General features: G+C 62.0%; 17 protein-coding genes. 13 read left to right on the forward strand and 4 right to left on the reverse strand.

The window, feature by feature from the left end; translation table 11 throughout:
• Positions 1-10 precede the first annotated feature (10 nt).
• Together BLU01_RS14910 and BLU01_RS14915 are read left to right on the forward strand one after the other, a co-directional pair.
• Positions 11-5,977 carry an Hpt domain-containing protein gene (locus BLU01_RS14910; RefSeq protein WP_092276830.1) on the forward strand — a complete coding sequence of 1,989 codons (5,967 nt, stop codon included), beginning with the start codon at positions 11-13 and terminating at the stop codon, positions 5,975-5,977.
• Entirely contained in the window at positions 5,970-6,425 is a 456-nt protein-coding gene (locus tag BLU01_RS14915) for a chemotaxis protein CheW (RefSeq protein WP_092276833.1), read from the forward strand. Before BLU01_RS14910 ends, BLU01_RS14915 begins: the two co-directional genes overlap by 8 nt.
• 169 nt (positions 6,426-6,594) lie before the next feature.
• Here the strand turns inward: BLU01_RS14915 and BLU01_RS14920 are convergent, their stop codons facing one another.
• A complete protein-coding gene (locus BLU01_RS14920; protein ID WP_092276836.1) occupies positions 6,595-6,972 on the reverse strand; it encodes a DUF6124 family protein in 378 nt (125 codons plus the stop codon).
• An 859-nt stretch (positions 6,973-7,831) separates the two neighbouring features.
• On the opposite strand from BLU01_RS14920, the gene mdcA reads away from it, so the two are divergent.
• The 9 genes from mdcA to madM all read left to right on the forward strand — a co-directional run bounded on the left by mdcA (position 7,832) and on the right by madM (position 15,062).
• Positions 7,832-9,502 (forward strand): malonate decarboxylase subunit alpha, encoded by a 1,671-nt coding sequence (gene mdcA, locus BLU01_RS14925; RefSeq protein ID WP_092276839.1) that lies wholly within the window; start codon positions 7,832-7,834, stop codon positions 9,500-9,502.
• Complete coding sequence (locus BLU01_RS14930) at positions 9,503-10,360, forward strand: triphosphoribosyl-dephospho-CoA synthase (protein ID WP_092276842.1); 858 nt, start codon at positions 9,503-9,505, stop codon at positions 10,358-10,360.
• Positions 10,360-10,659, forward strand: coding sequence for a malonate decarboxylase subunit delta (locus BLU01_RS14935; RefSeq protein ID WP_092276845.1), 300 nt, complete (start codon positions 10,360-10,362; stop codon positions 10,657-10,659). The genes BLU01_RS14930 and BLU01_RS14935 overlap by 1 nt, the downstream gene beginning before the upstream one ends.
• Positions 10,652-11,506, forward strand: a complete 855-nt coding sequence (locus BLU01_RS14940) for a biotin-independent malonate decarboxylase subunit beta (RefSeq protein WP_092276848.1) — start codon at positions 10,652-10,654, stop codon at positions 11,504-11,506. The genes BLU01_RS14935 and BLU01_RS14940 overlap by 8 nt, the downstream gene beginning before the upstream one ends.
• Positions 11,503-12,291 (forward strand): biotin-independent malonate decarboxylase subunit gamma, encoded by a 789-nt coding sequence (mdcE, locus tag BLU01_RS14945; RefSeq protein WP_092276851.1) that lies wholly within the window; start codon positions 11,503-11,505, stop codon positions 12,289-12,291. Before BLU01_RS14940 ends, mdcE begins: the two co-directional genes overlap by 4 nt.
• Positions 12,285-12,905 carry a malonate decarboxylase holo-ACP synthase gene (locus BLU01_RS14950; RefSeq protein ID WP_092276854.1) on the forward strand — a complete coding sequence of 207 codons (621 nt, stop codon included), beginning with the start codon at positions 12,285-12,287 and terminating at the stop codon, positions 12,903-12,905. The genes mdcE and BLU01_RS14950 overlap by 7 nt, the downstream gene beginning before the upstream one ends.
• Positions 12,902-13,813, forward strand: coding sequence for a malonate decarboxylase subunit epsilon (gene mdcH / locus BLU01_RS14955; protein ID WP_092276857.1), 912 nt, complete (start codon positions 12,902-12,904; stop codon positions 13,811-13,813). The genes BLU01_RS14950 and mdcH overlap by 4 nt, the downstream gene beginning before the upstream one ends.
• A gap of 66 nt (positions 13,814-13,879) precedes the next feature.
• On the forward strand, positions 13,880-14,296 hold the full coding sequence (gene madL / locus BLU01_RS14960; RefSeq protein WP_092276860.1) for a malonate transporter subunit MadL: 417 nt from the start codon (positions 13,880-13,882) through the stop codon (positions 14,294-14,296).
• A 1-nt stretch (position 14,297) separates the two neighbouring features.
• A complete protein-coding gene (gene madM, locus BLU01_RS14965; RefSeq protein ID WP_092276863.1) occupies positions 14,298-15,062 on the forward strand; it encodes a malonate transporter subunit MadM in 765 nt (254 codons plus the stop codon).
• A 225-nt stretch (positions 15,063-15,287) separates the two neighbouring features.
• Here the strand turns inward: madM and BLU01_RS14970 are convergent, their stop codons facing one another.
• Positions 15,288-16,208 carry a LysR family transcriptional regulator gene (locus tag BLU01_RS14970; RefSeq protein ID WP_092276866.1) on the reverse strand — a complete coding sequence of 307 codons (921 nt, stop codon included), beginning with the start codon at positions 16,206-16,208 and terminating at the stop codon, positions 15,288-15,290.
• A 137-nt stretch (positions 16,209-16,345) separates the two neighbouring features.
• On the opposite strand from BLU01_RS14970, the gene trhA reads away from it, so the two are divergent.
• Positions 16,346-16,963 (forward strand): PAQR family membrane homeostasis protein TrhA, encoded by a 618-nt coding sequence (trhA, locus tag BLU01_RS14975; RefSeq protein WP_092276869.1) that lies wholly within the window; start codon positions 16,346-16,348, stop codon positions 16,961-16,963.
• A gap of 109 nt (positions 16,964-17,072) precedes the next feature.
• On the opposite strand, the gene BLU01_RS14980 is transcribed toward trhA, so the two are convergent.
• A complete protein-coding gene (locus BLU01_RS14980) occupies positions 17,073-17,792 on the reverse strand; it encodes a 16S rRNA (uracil(1498)-N(3))-methyltransferase (protein WP_092276872.1) in 720 nt (239 codons plus the stop codon).
• Between the two features lie 201 nt (positions 17,793-17,993).
• A complete protein-coding gene (locus BLU01_RS14985) occupies positions 17,994-19,400 on the reverse strand; it encodes an adenosylmethionine--8-amino-7-oxononanoate transaminase (protein ID WP_092276875.1) in 1,407 nt (468 codons plus the stop codon).
• A 237-nt stretch (positions 19,401-19,637) separates the two neighbouring features.
• On the opposite strand from BLU01_RS14985, the gene BLU01_RS14990 reads away from it, so the two are divergent.
• Positions 19,638-21,413, forward strand: a complete 1,776-nt coding sequence (locus tag BLU01_RS14990; RefSeq protein WP_092276878.1) for a flavin monoamine oxidase family protein — start codon at positions 19,638-19,640, stop codon at positions 21,411-21,413.
• The last annotated feature ends 176 nt before the right edge of the window (positions 21,414-21,589 follow it).

Consider the following 21,589-nt stretch of genomic DNA (forward strand, 5'->3'; position numbering starts at 1 on the left):
TGGAGTGGTTATGGGTGATCGGCACGACTATGTGGCCCTCGAATGGGTCAAAGGCGAGATTGCCGAAACGCTGAAGCAGGCTCATCAGGCACTGGAAGTGTTGCTTGATGACCCGCAGGCGACGCAAGCGCTGGACGATTGCCTGGCGTGCATCCATCAGGTTCACGGCAGTTTGCAAATGGTCGAATTCTACGGCGCGGCGCTGCTCGCCGAAGAAATGGAACAACTGACCGCAGCCTTGCAACACGACCGCGTCAATCATCGCGATGAAGCCATTCACCTGTTACGCCAGGCGCTCGGCCAGTTGCCGATTTACCTCGACCGGTTGCAAAGCGCGCGCCGTGATTTGCCGCTGGTGGTGCTGCCGTTGATCAACGATCTGCGCAGTGCGCGCGGTGAAAGCCTGCTGTCGGAGACCAGCCTGTTCAGCCCGCAACTGCCGGAATTGCCGGCGCTGGATGACGATGAACTGGCGCTGCTGGAACCGGAAAAATTCGCCGATGTGCTGCGCAAGTTGCGGCAAATGCTGCAAATGGCCTTGGTCGGTTTGCTCCGTGAACAGGACGGCGAAACCAATCTGGATTACCTGAGCAAAGTCTTCGCCAGGCTTGAAGCGCTGTGCGTCGATGCGCCGCTGAGCCCGTTGTGGCAAGTCGCTTCGGCGCTGGTCGAAGGCCTGCGCAACGGCGCGATTGCCAACAGCCCGGCGCTGCGCAGCTTGTTCAAGGACGCCGACAAGGAGCTCAAGCGTCTGCTCGAACAAGGCATGCCCGGCGTCAATCAGGCGCCGCCGCCGGAGCTGTTGAAAAGTTTATTGTTCTACATTGCCAAAGCCGAACATCCCACCGGGCAGATGCTGACCATGAAAGATCGCTACGGACTGGACGATGCGCTGCCCGACAGCGCGATGCTCGACGAAGAGCGCGCGCGCCTCGCCGGCCCTGACCGCGACGCGATGCGCTCGGTGCTCGCCGCGCTGTGCGAAGAGCTGGTGCGGGTCAAGGAACGCCTGGACCTGTTCGTGCGCAGCGACCGCCAGCACACCTCCGACCTCGACAGCCTGCTGTCGCCTCTGCGGCAGATCGCCGACACCCTGGCGGTGCTCGGTTTTGGCCAGCCACGCAAGGTCATCATCGACCAATTGGCGGTGGTGTTGAGCCTGGTCCAGGGCCAGCGCGAACCCAACGACGCGATCCTGATGGACGTTGCCGGTGCCTTGCTTTACGTCGAAGCGACGCTGGCCGGAATGGTCGGCACCGTCGAGCCGGAGAGCCAGGAAGACAGCCGTCTGCCGACCACCGACCTGACGCAGATTCACCAGATTGTCATTCGTGAAGCGCGGATTTGCCTGCAACAAGCCAAGGACATCATCGTCGACTACATCGACGCCGACTGGGACCGCGCGCAACTGCAACCGCTGCCGGACTTGCTCACGCAGGTGCGGGGCGCGCTGGCGATGATTCCGCTGAGCCGCGCCGCGAGCCTGATCGAGGCCTGCAACGACTTCATCCGCGAACACCTGCTGGTCGACACCGACCACCCCGGCTGGCAGCAACTCGACCACCTCGCCGACGTCATCACCAGCATCGAGTATTACCTCGAGCGCCTGAACGATGACCCGCAAGCGCCGGGCGAACAGTTGCTGGATGTCGGCGAAAACGGTCTGGCGTTGCTCGGGTTTTTCCCCAGCGAAAAGCGTGGGCCGGGGCCAACTGTGCCGCTGCTCGAAGACGTGCTCAGTGCCGATGGCGCGCAGGCGCTGCAGGACCTGCAGCAGATCGACAACCCCACCGCCGCGCAGTCGCTGGCGGCAGTGCTGGCGAGCCCGATGTCGGCGGTCAATCCGCCCGCGCTGAACACGCCCGGCAGCCTGTTGCCGCCGCCCTCCGGCGAAGAGCCGGTGGACGATGAGCTGCGCGAAGTGTTCCTCGAAGAGACCGACGAAGTCCTCGACGTACTGCGCGAATACCTGCCGCGCTGGGCGGCCGACACCGCCGACAAACCGGCCTTGAGCGAACTGCGCCGGGCCTTCCACACGTTGAAGGGCAGTGGCCGCATGGTCCGCGCGCTGGTCCTCGGCGAACTGGCCTGGGCCGTGGAAAACCTGCTCAATCGGGTGCTCGAACACAGCGTCGCGCCCGGCCCGGCGGTCGAGCAATTGCTCGGCGATGCGCTGCAATTGCTGCCGGAACTGATCAGCGAATTTGCCGCCAACGCGCAACGTCAGCGCGACGATGTCGACCGTTTGGCCGCGCGCGCACATGCCTTGGCCAAGGGCGATGCGCCGCTGGCCGATGAAGACAGCCAAGACGTCGCGGCGCTGGATCCGCTGTTGCTGGAGATCTTCCGCAACGAGGCTGAAACCCACCTCGCCAGCCTTAACCGTTTCCTCGATCAAGCCGCCGAGCACGTGCCGTTGCAGGCCAGCGATGAATTGCAGCGCGCACTGCACACGCTCAAGGGCAGCGCGTCGATGGCCGGTGTGTTGCCGATTGCCGAACTCGCCGGGCCGCTCGACCAACTGGCGCGTGAATACAAGGCGCATTTGATCGCGCTGGACCTCGACGAAGTTGAATTGCTGCTCGAAGCCGAAGGCTTGTTCCGCCTCGGTTTGCGCCAACTCAAGACGGATCCGCTGGCGCAGATTCCCGGCGCGCGCTCGTTGATCGAGCGCACTCACGCGTTGTTCGATGAACGCCTCGAAGCGCTGCTCAGCGCGCCGAACCGTGGCTTGCGGGTCAAACGCGATCCACAACTGATCAACAACTTTCTCGCCCAGGGCATGGACATCCTGCTCGACGCCGAAAGCCTGCTGCGCCGCTGGCAAGAACACCCCGGCGAGCGCCAGGAACTCAGCGCGTTGCTCGACGAATTGACCACCCTCGGCGAAGGCGCGCACCTCGCCGATCTGCACCCGGTGGACGAACTCTGCGAAGCCTTGCTCGACCTTTATGGCGCGGTGGAAGAGAGCAGCCTAGCGGTCAGCGACGGCTTTTTCCATGAGGCGCAAAGTGCCCATGAAGCGCTGATCAACATGCTCGACGAACTGGCCGCCGGCCAGGAAGTCAGCCCGCAACCGGAGCGGGTCCGGGCCTTGCGCGGTTTGCTCGATACCAGCCTCGACCCGTCGGCCATGGGCCTGATTCGCAGCGACGGCAGCCGCACGCTGAGCATTCGTGAACTCGGCAATGCCACCGCCGAGCTGTCGCACACCGCGACGCACATCGAGCACGACGACGAGATCGTTGCGATCTTCCTCGAAGAAGCCGCGGATATTCTCGAAAGCGCCGGCCAGGCCTTGCAGCGCTGGCTCGGCGACCCGGACAACGCCGCGCCGCTGTCATCCTTGCAGCGCGATTTGCACACGCTCAAGGGTGGCGCGCGGATGGCCGAGATCGAGGCGGTCGGTGACCTCGCGCACGAACTGGAGAACCTTTACGAAGGCCTGGTCGACCGCCGCTACAGCCACAGCGCCGCGCTGGCGCAGTTGCTGCAAACCAGTCATGACCGCTTGGCGCTGCTGCTTGAGCAGTTGCAACAGCAGCAACAGCAGCAACCGTTGGGCGATCCCGACGAAGTGATCGAAGCGATCCGGCAGTTCCGCCAAAGCCATTCGAACAGCGTTGAAACGGCAGAACCGCCCGCCGCGCCCGATTCCCCGGGGCATGATCCGGAGCTGCTGGAGATCTTCCTCGAAGAAGGTTTCGACATCATCGAAAACTCCGGCGCGGCGTTGTTGCGCTGGCAGGCCGAGCCGTCCAATCGCCAGGAAGTGGAAACCCTGCTGCGCGATCTGCACACGCTGAAGGGCGGCGCGCGGATGGTAGAAATCGCGCCGATTGGTGACTTGGCGCATGAACTGGAATTCCTCTACGAAGGCTTGTCGGCGGGCATGCTGCAACCGACGGCGGCGCTGTTCACCTTGCTGCAAAGCAGCCAGGACCGCTTGGCGCAGATGCTCGACGCGATCCGCGCCGGGCAAGCGTGTCCGCCCGCGGATCGGTTGATCGAGGCGATCAAGAACTTCAACCATCAGGCTGAGCCGCCAGCGCCGGTTGTTGATGCTGTTGTTGCTCCGGTGGTAGCGCCGATCAGCGTGCCGACAGCTGCGCCGATTGTTGTAAAACCCGAAGCGCCGGCGCCGGATGCGGGCGCCGACATGGTCAAGGTCTCGGCCGAATTGCTCGACGATCTGGTCAATCTGGCCGGCGAAACGTCGATCTTCCGTGGCCGCATCGAGCAACAGGTCAACGATGCGCGCGTAGCGTTGAACGAGATGGAAACCACCATCGAGCGCATGCGCGATCAGTTACGGCGGATCGACACCGAAACCCAGGGGCGGATTCTCAGCCGCCAGCAAGTCGAGGCCGAACGCCTCGGTTACGAAGAATTCGATCCGCTGGAAATGGACCGTCATTCGCAGTTGCAGCAACTGTCGCGCGCGTTGTTCGAATCCGCCTCGGACTTGCTCGACCTCAAGGAAACCCTCGACCGGCGCAATCAGGATGCCGACAACCTGCTGCAACAGCAGGGCCGGATCAACACCGAATTGCAGGAAGGCCTGATGCGCACGCGCATGGTGCCGTTCGAACGAATGCTGCCGCGCTTGAAACGCATCGTTCGTCAGGTCGCCAGCGAGCTCGGTAAAGACGTCGAGTTCGTCGTCGGCAACGCTGAGGGCGAGATGGATCGCAATGTGCTGGAGCGCATGGCCGCGCCGCTCGAACACATGCTGCGCAACGCCGTGGATCACGGTTTGGAGTCCGCCGAAGTGCGGCTCGCGGCGGGCAAACCGGCGCAGGGACGGATCACTCTCGATCTGGCGCGCGAGGGCGGCGACATCATTTTCGACATCCGCGACGACGGCGCCGGTGTGCCGCTGGACGCGGTGCGGCGCAAGGCAATCAAGCGCGGTTTGCTCGCGCCGGACAGCGATATCAGCGACCGCGACGTGCTGCAATTCATCCTGCAACCGGGGTTTTCCACTGCAGAGAAAATCACCCAGATTTCCGGGCGCGGCGTCGGCATGGACGTGGTTCACGAGGAAGTGCGGCAGCTCGGCGGCAGCATGGTCATCGACTCGGTGCCGGGGCAGGGCGTGCACTTCCGCATTCGGCTGCCGTTCACCGTGTCGGTCAACCGCGCGCTGATGGTGCAGTGCGGTGAGGATCAATACGCGATCCCGCTGAACACCATCGACGGCATCGTCCGCGTGCTGCCCAGCGAACTCGAAGGGCATTACCGACTCGATCCGCCGACCTACAAATACGCCGGGCAGGACTACGAACTGTGCTACCTCGGCGAACTGCTGAAAACCAGCACACGCCCGAAACTGTTGGGCCAGAGCCTGCCATTGCCGGTGTTGCTGGTGCAATGCAACGAGCGGCACATCGCCGTGCAAGTGGATTCGATGGCGGGCACGCGGGAGATTGTGGTGAAGAGCCTCGGCGCGCAATTCGCGGCGGTGCAGGGCTTGTCCGGGGCGACGATTCTGGGTGACGGGCGGGTGGTGCTGATCATCGATTTGCTCGCGCCGATCCGCGCCATGCAGACGCGCGTGCCGCAACGGCGGGTGACTCAGGAACCGGAAGCCGAGCCGCATAAACCGTTGCTGGTGTTGGTGGTGGATGACTCGGTGACCGTGCGTAAGGTCACCAGCCGTTTGCTCGAGCGCCACGGCATGAACGTGCTGACCGCCAAGGACGGCGTCGACGCCATGCTCCTGCTCGAAGATCACCTGCCCGACGTGATGCTGCTGGACATCGAAATGCCGCGCATGGATGGCTTCGAAGTTGCCACCCAAGTGCGCGCCGACGAGCGTCTGCAGCACTTGCCGATCATCATGATCACCTCGCGCACCGGCCAGAAACACCGCGACCGCGCGATGGCCATCGGCGTCAACGACTACCTCGGCAAGCCGTATCAGGAAACCGTGCTGCTCGAAAGCATCGCGCTGTGGAGCAAAACCCATGCATGAACATCGTACCAGCAACCTCACCGGGCTGTTGCTGCCATTGGCGGATCGCAATTTGATCCTGCCGAACGTCGCGGTCGCCGAGTTGATCGACTATCAACCGGCGGCATTCGACCTCGACACACCGCCGTGGTATTTGGGCCTGGTGACGTGGCGTAATCGGCAGATTCCGTTGCTGAGTTTCGAGTCAGCGTGCGGCAGCAAAGTGGTGATCGGCGAACGCGTGAGAATCGTCATCCTCAACGCGCTCGGCGGGCGCCCGGAGTTGAAATTCATCGCGCTGCTGGTGCAGGGGATTCCGCGCTCTTACAAGCTCGATAGTCAGTTGAGCTACGTCGATGTGCCGCTGTGCCCGCTGGAACAAGCGGCGGTGCAGATTGGGGAACAAGTGGCGAAGGTGCCGGATTTGTTGGCGCTGGAGGAGTTGCTTGTAAGTGCGGGTCTGGTCTGACCGGATCCCTGTGGCGAGGGGGCTTGCCCCCGTTGGATCGCGACGCGGCCCCAAAACCTGTAACCGAGGTGTATCAGGTACACCCCACGCCATGATTTTACGACTGCTGCGCAGCCGAACGGGGCGATGCGGCGTTCCGACAAGCCCCCTCGCCACAAGGGTTTCTGCGCTAAACCCCGGCCTGAGCGTTCATCTGCAACGCCTCGTTATGATCCAACGCCCGTTCCACCAACAACTGCACCCCATCGGCCATGCGGCTGAGCGCCAAGGCTACCGAGCGGCGTGATCCTTCTACATCGTCCGCCAGATCGGCTGCAATGGCGCTGATGGACAGCAGGTCTTCGGAGGCATTGGCCAGAAGGGCTTCGGTGTCGATATCGGGGGAGACGGTGAAGAGGGAGTGTTTGCGGCGCTTGCCCGGTTTTTCTTGGGCGGGCGGGAAGTAATGGGCGAAGACGCGGTCGGCGGCTTCCTTGAGTTTTTCGGCTTCGAGGGAGGCTTCGGAACTGGTGTCGGTTTCCGGCGGGTTGGGAGTTGGTTTGAACATGGCGAAGATCCTTGTAGTAATGGAGCTGCCATTTTTCGTTTTCCAGACGAAAAGGGTGGCAGCTGTACGCGGACTGGAAAAACCGAGAAAGGATCAAACCCGGCAGACCCGAAGGTCTCCCACGCACAGCCGCCATAACTTAGAGCTACGGGGCAAAAAAAGCGCCGCAGTATGTCATGTGCATTGATCCTGTTCTCGGGTTTCCAGACCCGGTCGCTGAATTGGCAGCGACCCGGAAACGATAACGATCAACGCAAAACCCCACCAGTCAGCGGCTTCCCGCATTGCTGTAGGCAACAACGCCAGACCACGTAGCCGCTCACCCCTCCTGTCGCGCAACTTTTAAACACAAATCCCCATTTGGCGGGGAAGGGTTGAAGAGTCCCAAAAAGGGACTGATCGGTCCTTTTTTGGGACTGGTCGATTGGGATGGGTGTTTGAACATAAAAACCAGGCGTATCCGAAATCCACCCCTCACCCCAGCCCTCTCCCCAGAGGGGAGAGGGGGAAAGGGAGCAGATCTCCACGCTTTTCAAATCCTGAGTTCGACCCGGACATTCAGATCTATACGGCTGCGCCTTTCAACTCCTGAGTTCGACCCGGGCATTCAGATCTATACGGCTGCGCCTTTCAAATCCTGAGTTCGGCTCGGTCTTTCAGGTCGATGTAGCTCCAAGAACAACTCGGTCAGTCCCCTCGCCCCTCTGGGGAGAGGGTTAGGGTGAGGGGGTGGATCTAACAGCCACCCAATATTTCAAACCATTACCCTAACCGTAACAATCCAACACTCTGCTTGATTGATACCCCCCACCCAACGCTCCTAAGGTGGCTCCCACGACAGCGAACCCGTGGAGTGGTCATGACAACAACAATTTCCCCCAACGCGCGATGGACGCGGCGGCGCAGCGAGAAGCAGCGGCGGCTTGAGTTGGTGAAAGGTTTGGCCGACGGCGTGGTGTTGCCGACCGACAAGATTGTCGCGGCGCTGGAGGCGTTGATCTTGCCCGGCGACCGCGTGGTGCTCGAAGGCAATAACCAGAAACAGGCGGATTTCCTCTCGCGCTCGCTGGCCAAGGCCGATCCGGCCAAGCTTCACGACTTGCACATGATCATGCCCAGCGTCGGGCGCTCCGAGCACCTCGACCTGTTCGAACGCGGCATCGCTCGCAAGCTCGATTTCTCCTTCGCCGGCACCCAGAGCCTGCGCATCAGCCAATTGCTTGAAGACGGTTTGCTGGAAATCGGCGCGATCCACACTTACATCGAACTCTATGCGCGACTGGTGGTGGACCTGATCCCCAACGTCGTGCTCTCGGCCGGTTTCATGGCCGACCGCGCCGGCAATATCTACACCGGCCCGAGCACTGAAGACACTCCAGCGCTTATCGAACCAGCCGCCTTCAGCGACGGCATCGTCATCGTCCAGGTCAACCAATTGGTCGACGACGTCAGCGACCTGCCTCGCGTCGACATCCCCGCATCTTGGGTCGACTTCGTGGTGGTGGCCGACAAGCCGTTCTACATCGAGCCACTGTTCACCCGCGATCCACGGCACATCAAGCCTGTGCACGTGTTGATGGCGATGATGGCGATTCGCGGGATTTACGAAAAACACAACGTGCAGTCGCTGAACCACGGCATCGGTTTCAACACCGCCGCCATCGAATTGATCCTGCCGACCTACGGCGAATCCCTCGGCCTCAAAGGCAAAATCTGCCGTAACTGGACGCTCAACCCGCACCCGACGCTGATCCCGGCGATCGAAAGTGGCTGGGTCGAAAGCGTGCATTGCTTCGGCACCGAACTCGGGATGGAAAACTACATCGCCGCGCGGCCGGACGTGTTCTTCACCGGCCGGGACGGCTCGCTGCGTTCCAACCGGATGTTCTGCCAACTCGCCGGGCAATACGCGGTGGACTTGTTCATCGGCGCGACCCTGCAAGTCGATGGCGATGGCCATTCCTCCACCGTCACTCGCGGGCGCCTCGCCGGTTTTGGCGGCGCGCCGAACATGGGCCACGACCCGCGCGGTCGCCGCCACGGCACCCCGGCCTGGCTCGACATGCGCCACGACGATGCGCCGGAAGCCTTGCTCGAACGCGGTAAAAAACTCGTGGTGCAAATGGTCGAGACGTTCCAGGAGGGCGGCAAACCGACCTTTGTCGAAACCCTCGACGCGGTCGAAGTCGCGCGTAAAAGCGGTATGCCGCTAGCACCGATCATGATTTACGGCGACGACGTCACTCACTTGCTGACCGAAGAAGGCATCGCCTATCTGTACAAGGCGCGTTCGCTGGAGGAACGCCAAGCCATGATCGCCGCAGTCGCCGGCGTCACCGCTATTGGTCTGCGCCACAACCCGAAAGACACCGCGCGCATGCGCCGCGAAGGCTTGATCGCCTTGCCCGAAGACCTCGGCATCCGCCGCACCGACGCCACCCGCGAATTGCTCGCGGCGAAAAGTGTGGCCGATCTGGTCGAGTGGTCCGGCGGCCTCTACAACCCGCCCGCCAAGTTCAGGAGTTGGTAAATGCACGCACTTAATCTGCAATCCAAACCGCTGACGCTGGCCGATCGGCTGGCCGATCTGGCGGTCGACGCGCTGATCGACGAAGCGGACCTGTCGCCGAAACCGGCACTGGTTGACCGTCGCGGCAACGGTGCACACAGCGATTTGCACCTCGGTTTGATGCACGCCTCGGCGTTGTCACTGTGGCCGGCGTTCAAGGAAATGGCCGAGGCGGCGATCCAGTTTGGCGCCGTCGGTTTGCCGCTGCGCGAAGCCCTCGGGCGCATTGGCCGCGAAGGCGAGCAAGCCATGCTCACCACCACCAACGGCGTAAATACCCATCGCGGGGCAATTTGGGCGTTGGGCCTGTTGGTCGCCGCCGCCGCACTGGAAAACATCACCACCAATGCCAGCGCCGTCACGTTGTGCGCGGCACGTCTGGCGTTACTCGACGACCGCTTCGCCCCACGCCCACTCAGCCACGGCGCCCAAGTCGCCCAGCGCTACGGCGCGCGCGGTGCCCGCGAAGAAGCGCAGCTAGGTTTTCCGGCAGTGCTGCAACGCGCATTGCCGCAACTCAAGCGCAGCCGCGCCCTCGGTCACGGCGAGCAGAACGCGCGCCTCGACGCCTTGCTCGCAATCATGACCCGACTGGCCGACACCTGTGTGCTCTACCGCGCCGGCGAAACCGGTCTGCAAACCATGCAACTCGGCGCGCAAGCGGTGCTCGACGCGGGCGGCAGTGCCAGCCTCGGCGGGCGTCGGCGTTTGCATGAGCTGGACCAACAATTAATCGCGTTGAACGCCTCGCCCGGCGGCGCTGCTGACTTGCTCGCCGCTTGCCTGTTCATCGACCGTATCGAGTCCGGAGCTTTCTGATGGAAACCTTATCCTTTGAATTCCCCGCCGGGCAGCCGCCGCGCGGGCGGACGCTGGTGGGCTGTGTCGGCTCGGGCGATCTGGAAGTGCTGATCGAACCGGGGCAGGCCGGCAAACTGACGATTCAGGTGCAGACCTCGGTCAACGGTGCCGAACAGCGCTGGCAGCATCTGTTTGCGCGGATGTTCGACGGGCAGACGCCGCCAGCGATGGTCATCGATATCCACGACTTCGGCGCGACCCCGGGCGTGGTGCGTCTGCGTCTGGAGCAAGGCTTTGAGGAGATTGGCCATGACTGATCTCCTCCAGCCATCCCTGCAAAGACGCAGCTTCGTAGAACTCGGCGCCCGGCAACGGGCGAAAGCCTTGCTCGACGCCGGGACCTTTCGCGAATTGCTCGACCCTTTTCAACGAGTCATGTCGCCATGGCTGTCGCGCCAGGGCGTGGTGCCGCAAGCCGACGACGGCGTGGTGATCGCCAAGGGCAGCATCGGTGGATTGCCGGTGGTGATCGCCGCGATTGAAGGCGCGTTTCAGGGCGGCAGCCTCGGCGAAGTCGGCGGCGCGAAGATCGCCGGTGCGCTGGAACTGGCCGCCGAAGACAACCGCAAAGGCATTCCAACCCGCGCCGTGCTGTTGCTGGAAACCGGCGGCGTGCGGTTGCAGGAAGCCAATCTCGGGCTCGCGGCGATTGCCGATATTCACGCAGCGATTGTCGATCTGCGCCAGTACCAACCCGTGATTGGCGTGGTGGCCGGCAGTGTCGGTTGTTTTGGCGGGATGTCGATTGCGGCCGGGTTGTGCAGTTATCTGCTGGTGACCCAAGAAGCGCGGCTTGGCTTGAATGGTCCGCAGGTGATCGAGCAGGAAGCGGGTCTTGAGGAATACGACTCGCGGGATCGTCCGTTTATCTGGAGCCTGACCGGTGGCGAGCAGCGGTTTGCCAGTGGTTTGGCGGATCGTTATGTCGCCGATGATGTGGCGCAGATTCAGCAGCAGGTCAGTGATTTGCTCAAGCAAGGTTTGCCGGCGCAGCAACGTAGCCAGCAATCCGCACTGTTTCTGCAGCGTTTGGCGCGGCTGGATGCTGAACCGCAAATCGAACCTTCAGTGGTTCGCGATCTGTATCAAGGAGAGCGCTCATGAGAGGTTTGAACTGGTTCAATGCTTTGAGCAGCGGCGCCAAACCTGTTGAAGGTTTGCCCGCCTCGCTGAAAGTCGCCGACGGTGTTTTGGGCGACCAAACCGTGCGATTTATCGCTGTGGTGACCGATCCCGACAACCGCTTCGCCCGTGCGCGCAATGGCGAGGTTGGATTGCTTGAAGGTTGGGGTTTGGCCAAAGCCGTGGAGGAAGTTATTGCGGCCGACAGTGACAAATCGCAGAAGCGCGCTTTGATCGCCATCGTCGACGTACCAAGCCAAGCCTACGGTCGCCGCGAAGAAGCCCTCGGTATTCACCAAGCCTTGGCCGGTGCCGCAGACAGTTACGCGCGCGCTCGATTGGCCGGCCATGCCGTGATCGGTCTGCTGGTCGGCAAGGCAATGTCCGGCGCATTTCTCGCCCACGGTTATCAAGCCAACCGGCTGATTGCGCTGCGCGATCCGGGCGTCATGGTCCACGCGATGGGCAAGGCTTCGGCAGCGCGGGTGACCTTGCGCAGTGTCGAGGAACTCGAAGCGCTGGCCGCCAGCGTGCCGCCGATGGCCTATGACATTGAAAGTTACGCCAGCCTCGGTTTGCTCTGGGAAACCTTGTCAGTGGAGCAGATTGAACAGCCGACGGCGCAGGATGTGTCGCGCGTGAGCGAATGCCTCGGTCAAGCGATGGCCGATGTCGCCGCGAAGGGCTGCGACCTCAGCAGCCGCCTCGGCGCCAGCAACCGCGCGGCGTCGAGCCAGGTTCGCGAATTGCTGAGAGCGCAGTGGTGAAGACGTTTCTGGCGCATGACTTGCTCTGGGGCATGACCCCGCAGCAGTTGCCTGCGGACGCGCCGGCGTGGGTGAGCGAAGCGCTCAGTGCCAGTCATCCGGTGGTGGTTCGGCGAGCGTTGAGCGCGCCGGGTCAGATCGCGGTCGGCGTGCGCGGGCCGTTGCGTGAGCAGCGTTTTGCCACGCTGATGGCGGTCGAAGCGATTCAGCGTCGGGTCAAACCGGAAGACCTCTGCCACGTTCTGGTTGATCGGGATTTGCCGGCGTTACGTGCACTGAATCAGCTGCGGCCGATGCTCGATGGCTGTGGTTTTGTCTGGGGCATCAGCGGCAGCGCCGGGTTTGAGTTGGCCAGCGGTGTTCAAGCGCTGCATGAGCGCAGCGATCTCGATCTGATTCTGCGTACGCCGCAACCCTTGAGCCGTGCCCAGGCTCGGGCGCTACTGAAGATTATCGACAACGCAGCCTGCCAGGTTGACCTGCAATTGCAGACACCTTGCGGCGCCGTCGCCCTGCGCGAATGGGCCGGGCCAGCGCGCCGGGTCCTGTTGAAAAACGCTCATCAGGCCTGTCTGGTGATGGATCCGTGGCACCCGCAGGAGCAAGCGGCGTGAGCAGTTTGCTGGTGTTCCCCGGTCAGGGCGCGCAGCAGCCGGGCATGCTCCATCGGTTGCCTCGGGAAACGCTCGACGAGGCGAGTGAAGTGCTCGGCGAAGACGTCTTGCTGCTCGATTCTGCCGACGCGTTGCGATCGACCAGAGCGGTTCAACTGTGCCTGCTGATCGCTGGTGTCGCGGCTTCACGGCAACTGGCGATGGCCGCAGAGTATGTCGCCGGGCTGTCCATCGGCGCCTATCCGGCAGCGGTGGTCGCCGGTGCTTTGCGCTTCAGCGACGCGCTGCATCTGGTCAGCCTGCGCGGCGAGCTGATGCAGCAGGCTTATCCACAGGGCTACGGCATGACCGCGATTATCGGCCTGGATTTATCCACCGTCGAAACGCTGCTGGCGCAGGTTCACAGCAAAGAAACGCCGGTGTATCTGGCCAATATCAACGCCGATAACCAAGTGGTGATTGCCGGCAGCGATGAAGCGATGAACGCCGTGGCGCAGTTGGCCAGACAACGCGGCGCAGGCCTGGCTAAACGCTTGGCCGTCAGCGTGCCGTCGCACTGCCCGCTGCTGGATGCGCCGGCGCAAACCCTTGCCGAAGCCTTCGCCAAGGTACGTTTGCAAACCCCGGCGACAGGCTACCTGAGCGGCAGCCGCGCCCGGCCGATCAGCAATGTTGAAGCCTTGCGCGACGACCTCGCGTTCAACATGTGTCGCGTCGTCGATTGGCGTGGCACGGTGCAAAGCGCTTACGAGCGCGGCGTGCGGCTGCAGATCGAACTGCCGCCCGGCGCCGTGCTGACCGGGCTGGCGCGCCGGGTGTTCGAGCAGGGCAGCGTGATCGCCTTCGACGGTGCGCGGCTCGACACCTTGCAAGCGCTGTTGCGTGAGGAGGGAACCCGCCAACTCTAGATCACCCGACTCAGGCTTCGAACAACAAAAACAACATTCGACGACGCAACTTGAGGAACTACAACAATGATTATTTACGGTGTGGCGCTGTTGGCGATCTGTACGCTGGCAGGGGTGATCATGGGTGACGCGCTGGGCGTGTTGCTGGGCGTGAAGTCCAACGTCGGTGGGGTCGGGATCGCGATGATCCTGTTGATCTGCGCGCGGCTGTGGATGCAGAAGCGCGGCGGCATGACCAAGGATTGCGAGATGGGCGTCGGCTTCTGGGGCGCAATGTACATTCCGGTGGTGGTGGCGATGGCGGCGCAGCAAAACGTCGTCACTGCGCTGCACGGCGGCCCGGTGGCGGTGCTGGCGGCGATCGCTTCGGTGGTGATTTGCGGCGGCACGATTGCGCTGATCAGCCGCACGCACAAGGGCGAACCGTTGCCCGACGAACCGCAGGAAATCTCCCCGGTTGGCACGCCGGTAGGGGGGCGCTGATATGTGGGATCTCATCGAGAAAGGCCTGGAACATAACGGTCTGGTCACGGCGTTCGCGTTTGTCGGCGTGATCATGTGGGTGTCGGTGGTGTTGTCGAAACGCCTGACGTTCGGGCGGATTCACGGCTCGGCGATTGCCATTGTCATCGGCCTGGTGCTGGCGTGGGTCGGCGGCACCATGACCGGCGGGCAAAAAGGCCTGGCGGACCTGACGCTGTTCTCCGGCATCGGTTTGATGGGCGGCGCGATGCTGCGCGACTTTGCGATTGTCGCGACGGCGTTCGAGGTGCAGGCCACCGAGGCGAAGAAGGCTGGAATGATCGGGGTGATTGCGCTGCTGCTGGGCACGATCCTGCCGTTTATTGTCGGCGCGAGCATTGCCTGGGCGTTCGGCTATCGCGATGCGGTGAGCATGACCACCATCGGCGCGGGCGCGGTGACTTACATCGTCGGGCCAGTGACCGGGGCGGCGATTGGCGCGAGTTCGGATGTGGTGGCGTTGTCGATTGCCACCGGGTTGATCAAGGCGATTCTGGTGATGGTCGGCACGCCGATGGCGGCGAAATGGATGGGCTTGGACAACCCGCGCTCGGCGATGGTCTTCGGCGGCTTGGCCGGAACCGTGAGCGGCGTGACGGCGGGGCTGGCGGCGACGGATCGGCGGTTGGTGCCTTATGGGGCGTTGACCGCGACGTTCCATACCGGGCTTGGGTGTTTGTTGGGGCCTTCGTTGTTGTACTTCATTGTTCGCGGGATTGTGGGGTAGGGCTCAAGATCCACCCCTCACCCTAACCCTCTCCCCAGGGGGGCGAGGGGACTGACCGAGTTGTTCTTTCGAGCTACATCGACCTGAAATATCGCGCCGAACTCAGGTTTTGAAAAGCAGATCCATTGCGATTAAAAGTTGAACTCAGGTTTGAAAAGCCCCGTATCGGCTCCCTTTCCCCCTCTCCCCTCTGGGGAGAGGGCTGGGGTGAGGGGTGGTTCTCAGTCATACCACCACATTCCGATTGGCGTACATCCGACACTCCGCCAGCAGCGCTAATAAATTCGGATCACGCTCCTTGGCTTTCAGAAACACCACGCCAATGTGCTGCTGCAATCGGTACTTTTCCTGCAGCGGAATCAGCTTCACCCGGTTTTCGTACACCGCCGCAATCCGCCCCGGCAGCAGCGCATAACCGACGCCCGAGCTGACCATGCTCAGCAGGGTGAAGATGTCGTTGACCTGCATCGCCACTTTTGGCTCGAACCCCGCCTGCTTGAACACCCGAATCCCGTCCTGATGCGTGGCGAAGCCTTGCGTCAGCGTAATGAATGTCTCGTCGCGCACTTCCGCGAGGTCGACTTCGGCGCGCTGGGCGAACTTCGAGTCTGCCGGCGTAGCGAGGAAGATGTCGTCGGAGAACAGCGCAATATGCTCGCAGTCGGCGTCGTGGATGCTGTCGTCCAGCGACACCAGAATCGCGTCGACTTCCATGTTTTTCAGCTTGTACAACAGGTCGATATTGGAGCCGAGGATCAGGTCGATATTCAGTTCGCTGCGGCGGATCTTCAGGCCCATGATCAGCTGCGGCACGGTCTTCACCGTCAGCGAATACAGCGAGCCAAGCTTGAAACGTTCCGCCGAGAACCCGGCCGCTTCGCGGGTCAGGCGCACACTTTCGACGACGTCCTGAATCAGCTTTTGCGCGCGTTCTTCCAGCACGTAAGCGCTTTCCAGCGGCGTCAGGTTGCGTCCTTCGTGCTTGAACAACGGGCAGCGCAGGGCGCTTTCGAGGGAATGAATCGCGCGGTGCACGCTGACGTTGCTGGTCTGCAATTCGGCGGCGGCACGGGCCAGGTTGCCGGTGCGCATGAAGGCGAGGAACACCTCGAGTTTTTTCAGGGTCAACTCTTCGTCGATCAGCATGGGCCGGACTCTGGTTCGAATGGTTCGATTGTGCACGATGCAAGTTGCAAGGGGATATGTGTCTTGAAACATTGCGCTTTTAGTCTCAAGGGCTGAGCCTTGCGCCATGTTGTAGCGAATTTTGAGGTGAGTAACAGATGTATCACGGGGAAAGATTGAACGCCTGGACGCACTTGGTCGGGGCCGTCGCGGCAGGGATTGGCGCGGTGTGGATGCTGGTGATTGCAAGCATGGACGGCAGTCCGTGGAAGATTGTCAGCGTGGCGATTTACGGATTTACCTTGATGGTGCTCTACAGCGCCTCGACCGTTTACCACAGCGTGCGCGGGCGCAAGAAAGAGATCATGCAGAAGGTTGATCACTTTTCGATCTACCTGCTGATCGCCGGCAGCTACACGCCGTTTTGCCTGGTGACGTTGCGCGGGCCGTGGGGCTGGACGTTGTTCGGGATTGTCTGGGGGTTGGCGCTGATCGGGATTTTGCAGGAGATCAAACCGCGTTCGGAGGCGCGGATTTTGTCGATTGTGATTTACGCGGTGATGGGCTGGATTGTCTTGGTGGCGGTCAAGCCTTTGCTCGCGGCGCTGGGCGCTACGGGCTTCGCGTGGCTGGCGTCGGGCGGGGTTTTATATACGGTGGGGATTATCTTTTTCGCGCTGGATCACCGGTTGCGGCATGCGCATGGGATCTGGCATCTATTTGTGATCGCCGGGAGTGTGCTGCACTTTGTGGCGATATTGTTTTATGTCCTGTAGGTCAAGGTAAGCCCATCGCGGGCAAGCCTTGCTCCCACAGGTCGGTGGCCGTCGAAAGCTCGGTGGCAACCCTGACCCTGTGGGAGCAAAGCTTGCTCGCGATAGCGGTTTAGAAATCCCCCCACAATTGCTGGGCAACCGCCAACGCCACCACCGGCGCGGTCTCGGTGCGCAGCACTCGCGGGCCGAGGCGGGCGGCGTGGAAACCGGCACTTTTAGCCTGATCCACTTCCGCATCCGACAACCCGCCTTCAGGCCCGATCAGAAACGCCAACGTTGCAGGTTTGGCATGGCTCACCAGCGGTTCCGCGACCGGGTGCAGCACCAGCTTCAATTCGGCGTCGGTCTGCTTCAACCAATCCGCCAACAACAGCGGCGGATGAATCACCGGCACTGTTGAGCGTCCGCACTGTTCGCACGCGCTGATCGCCACTTGGCGCCAGTGCAACCGACGTTTGTCGGCGCGTTCGTCCTTGAGGCGGACTTCGCAGCGGTCAGTGAAAATCGGGGTGATTTCAGTCACGCCCAGCTCGGTGGCTTTCTGGATTGCCCAGTCCATCCGCTCGCCACGGGACAGGCCTTGGCCGAGGTGGATCTGCAGCGGCGATTCGATCTGGCCGCGAAAGCTCTCATCGATCCGCACCACCACGCGTTTCTTCCCGACGTCCACCAGCGAGCCGCGAAACTCATGGCCCGAGCCGTCAAACAATTGCACCGCATCCCCCTCGGCCATGCGCAGCACCCGGCTGATGTAATGGGCCTGCGCCTCGGGCAACTCGTGCTCGCCGGTACTCAGGGGGGCGTCGATAAAGAAGCGGGAGAGTCTCATCTGGGTTCTCTGAAAAATTGGCTCGGAATCGCTTTTGTGGCGGCTGACGATTTGTGGCGAGGGGGCTTGCCCCCGTTCGGCTGCGAAGCAATCGCAATCCATTCAGCACGGTGTAACTGATGTACCGCGTTGAGTGGGGATGGGAGTCCTTCGGCCTCCAACGGGGGCAAGCCCCCTCGCCACAGGGTTTTGCGGTGACTGTCAGCCCGGATCACGGAAGTCCGGGTGAAATTCTTTCGGCACTGACACGCTGACGCTGTCGCGCGTGGCGATGTCGATGCCTTCGCTGGCCACTTCGGCGAGGAAGTCGATCTGCTCCGGGGTAATCACGTACGGCGGCAGGAAATACACCACGCTGCCCAGCGGCCGCAACAAGGCACCGCGCTCCAGCGCATGCTTGAACACCTTCAAACCGCGCCGTTCCTGCCACGGATAGGCTTGCTTGGTCGCCTTGTCCTTGACCATCTCGATGGCCAGAACCATGCCGGTCTGCCGCACTTCGGCGACGTTCGGATGATCGACCAGATGCGCGGTGGACGTCGCCATGCGCTGGGCCAGGACCTTGTTGTTCTCGATGACGTTGTCTTCTTCGAAAATATCCAGCGTCGCCAACGCGGCGGCGCACGCCAGCGGGTTGCCAGTGTAGCTGTGGGAATGCAGGAAGGCGCGCAGGGTCGGGTAATCGTCGTAAAACGCGCTGTAGACGTCGTCGGTGGTCAACACCGCCGCCAACGGCAGATAACCGCCGGTCAACGCTTTCGACAAGCACAGGAAGTCCGGACGGATACCGGCCTGCTCGCAGGCAAACATGGTCCCGGTGCGGCCAAAACCGACGGCGATTTCATCGTGGATAAGGTGCACGCCATAACGGTCGCACGCCTCGCGCAGCAACTTCAGGTACACCGGGTGATACATGCGCATGCCGCCCGCGCCCTGAATCAACGGCTCGAGAATGACCGCGGCCACCGTGTCGTGATTCTCGGCCAAGGTCTGTTCCATGGCGACGAACAGGTTGCGCGAGTGTTCTTCCCAGCTCATGCCTTCCGGGCGCAAGTAGCAATCCGGGCTCGGCACTTTGATGGTGTCAATCAGCAGCGCTTTGTAGGTTTCGGTGAACAACGGCACGTCGCCGACCGCCATCGCCGCCATGGTCTCGCCGTGGTAGCCGTTGGTCAGGGTGACGAAGCGCTTTTTGTTCGGCTGGCCGCGATTGAGCCAATAGTGAAAGCTCATTTTCAGCGCGACTTCGATGCACGACGAACCGTTATCGGCGTAGAAGCACCGGGTCAGGCCTTCCGGGGTCATCTTCACCAGACGCTCGGACAGCTCGATGACCGGCTGATGGCTGAAACCGGCGAGGATCACGTGTTCCAGTTGATCGACCTGGTCCTTGATGCGCTGGTTGATGCGCGGGTTGGCGTGGCCGAACACGTTGACCCACCAGGAACTGACGGCGTCGAGGTAGCGTTTGCCTTCGAAGTCCTCCAGCCAGATGCCTTCACCGCGCTTGATCGGGATCAGCGGCAGCTGTTCGTGGTCTTTCATCTGGGTGCACGGGTGCCATAAAACGGCCAGATCCCGTTGCATCCACTGATTATTCAGGCCCATTTACAGTCTCCTCGAGGCGCTCCGCGACAGGCGCGGACATACAATCGCGCAAGCCTATGCAATGCATCGCGCCGGAACAACCCCGCCCGAGCAACCCATTGTGTCGATTGAGCTACTTTGTGTGGGGCGATAGACGTCGCTGGCGGCGTTTTGATGGCTGACGTATTCTTCGCGATTCTTTGAGTCGTCTGACTCGCAAAACTGATTTTTCCTACGCTTATTTCCGGAGTTCGCTGAATGTCTGCTGGTTGGCTGCGCGCCTGTGCGCTGGTGATGTTGGGGCTGTTCAGCGTTTCGGCGCTGGCCAAGGATAAAACAGCGATCGTGATCGGCGGCGGGCTTTCGGGCCTCACGGCGGCGTACGAACTGCAAAACAAAGGCTGGCAGGTCACGCTGCTGGAAGCCAAACCAAGCCTGGGCGGTCGCTCCGGCATGGCCACCAGTGAGTGGATCGGCAACGACAAGGCCCAACCGGTGCTGAACAAATACGTTTCGGCGTTCAAGCTGAGCACCACGCCAGCGCCCGAATTCGTGCGCACACCCGGCTACCTGGTTGATGGTGTTTATTTCACCGCCGCCGATCTGGCCACCAAGGACCCGGTGACTGCCGAAGCGCTGAAGCGCTACGAAAAAACCGTCGATGATCTGGCGCGTTCGATCGAAGACCCGCAAAACCCGGCCGCCAACAACACGCTGCATGCGCTGGATCAGATCAACGTGTCCAATTGGCTCGACCGTCTGTCGCTGCCAGCAACGGCGCGTCAGTTGATCAATCAGCAGATTCGTACGCGTTACGACGAACCTTCGCGCCTGTCGCTGCTGTATTTCGCACAGCAGAACCGCGTCTACAGCGGTGTTTCCGACCGTGACCTGCGGGCTTCGCGCCTGCTCGGCGGCAGCCCGGTGTTGGCTCAGGCCTTCGTCAAACAACTGAAAACCATCAAGACCAGCTCACCGGTGTCGGCGATTGTCCAGGACAAGGACGGCGTGACCGTCAAAGTCGGCAGCGTTGGTTATCAGGCGGATTATGTGGTGGTCGCGGTGCCATTGCGCGCCCTCAACAAGATCAGCATGACCCCGGCGCTGGACGCGCAGCACCTCGGCGCGATCAAGGGCACCAACTACGGCTGGCGCGACCAGATCATGCTGAAGTTCAAGACTCCAGTGTGGGAAAGCAAGGCGCGCATGTCCGGCGAGATCTACAGCAACGCCGGCCTCGGCATGTTGTGGATTGAACCGGCGCTGAAGGGCGGCGCCAACGTTGTGATCAACCTGTCCGGTGACAATGCGCGGGTGATGCAGGCCTTCGGCGACAAGCAGATGGTCGATCAGGTGTTGATTCGCCTGCACGCGTTTTATCCACAGGCGCGCGGTTCGTTCACCGGTTATGAAATCCGCCGTTACAGCACCGACCCGTCGATGGGCGGCGCTTACCTGGCCTTCGGCCCAGGCCAGATCAGCAAATACTGGCGCCTGTGGGAACGTCCGCTGCAGCGCGTAGCGTTTGCCGGCGAACACACCGACACCTTGTACCCGGGCACTTTGGAAGGCGCCTTGCGCACCGGCCAGCGCGCGGCCAGTCAGGTTGAAGACCTGGCGGCGGGCAAGTCGTTTGAACCGGCGAAAGTGGTTCCGGCAGCGACCGCAGTAGCGGCGGGCGCGGCAGCGCAGAAGAAAGGCAACGTCTTCAGCAATTTCTTCGGCAATCTGTTCGGTGGTTCTGCGGACGAAGAGAAGAAAGCGCAACCAGTGAAGGCGCCTGAGCCAGTAACGCCGCCAGCCCCGACGCCAGCTCCAGTGGTAGCCCCGGCCCCGGCGCCGGTGGAAGCACCGAAGCCTGCGGCACCGGTCAAAGCCGAGCCAGCGAAGAAAGCGGCCAAGCCTGCGGCGAAGAAACCTGCGGCAAAAACCGAGACTAAAAAAGCCCCGGCCAAACCGGCGGCGAAGAAAGCTGAACCGGCGAAAAAGCCTGCGGCAAAACCGGCTGCAGCGACTGAGACCAAAGCGCAGTAAGGCGTTGCGGTGAATAAAAGCGCGGACTGAGGGCCGCGCTTTTTTTTGCCTGGCAGATGGCTTTCGCGAGCAGGCTCGCTCCTGCATCTGACGCCACGCGGTTCTCTGTAGGAGTGAGCCTGCTCGCGATAGCGTCGTCCGCACCAACACCTATTTCTCGACATTCGCCTCACAGC

Source organism: Pseudomonas prosekii (assembly GCF_900105155.1).
Lineage (GTDB): Bacteria > Pseudomonadota > Gammaproteobacteria > Pseudomonadales > Pseudomonadaceae > Aquipseudomonas > Aquipseudomonas prosekii.

Coding starts and splice junctions, on each gene's coding strand:
- trhA (WP_092276869.1), top strand. CDS start 16,346: ATGTATCACGGGGAAAGATTGAACGCCTGGACGCACTTGGTCGGGGCC.
- mdcA (WP_092276839.1), top strand. CDS start 7,832: ATGACAACAACAATTTCCCCCAACGCGCGATGGACGCGGCGGCGCAGC.
- BLU01_RS14915 (WP_092276833.1), top strand. CDS start 5,970: ATGCATGAACATCGTACCAGCAACCTCACCGGGCTGTTGCTGCCATTG.
- BLU01_RS14920 (WP_092276836.1), bottom strand. CDS start 6,972: ATGTTCAAACCAACTCCCAACCCGCCGGAAACCGACACCAGTTCCGAA.
- BLU01_RS14935 (WP_092276845.1), top strand. CDS start 10,360: ATGGAAACCTTATCCTTTGAATTCCCCGCCGGGCAGCCGCCGCGCGGG.
- BLU01_RS14985 (WP_092276875.1), bottom strand. CDS start 19,400: ATGGGCCTGAATAATCAGTGGATGCAACGGGATCTGGCCGTTTTATGG.
- BLU01_RS14970 (WP_092276866.1), bottom strand. CDS start 16,208: ATGCTGATCGACGAAGAGTTGACCCTGAAAAAACTCGAGGTGTTCCTC.
- mdcE (WP_092276851.1), top strand. CDS start 11,503: ATGAGAGGTTTGAACTGGTTCAATGCTTTGAGCAGCGGCGCCAAACCT.
- BLU01_RS14980 (WP_092276872.1), bottom strand. CDS start 17,792: ATGAGACTCTCCCGCTTCTTTATCGACGCCCCCCTGAGTACCGGCGAG.
- BLU01_RS14910 (WP_092276830.1), top strand. CDS start 11: ATGGGTGATCGGCACGACTATGTGGCCCTCGAATGGGTCAAAGGCGAG.
- BLU01_RS14940 (WP_092276848.1), top strand. CDS start 10,652: ATGACTGATCTCCTCCAGCCATCCCTGCAAAGACGCAGCTTCGTAGAA.
- madM (WP_092276863.1), top strand. CDS start 14,298: ATGTGGGATCTCATCGAGAAAGGCCTGGAACATAACGGTCTGGTCACG.
- madL (WP_092276860.1), top strand. CDS start 13,880: ATGATTATTTACGGTGTGGCGCTGTTGGCGATCTGTACGCTGGCAGGG.
- BLU01_RS14930 (WP_092276842.1), top strand. CDS start 9,503: ATGCACGCACTTAATCTGCAATCCAAACCGCTGACGCTGGCCGATCGG.
- BLU01_RS14990 (WP_092276878.1), top strand. CDS start 19,638: ATGTCTGCTGGTTGGCTGCGCGCCTGTGCGCTGGTGATGTTGGGGCTG.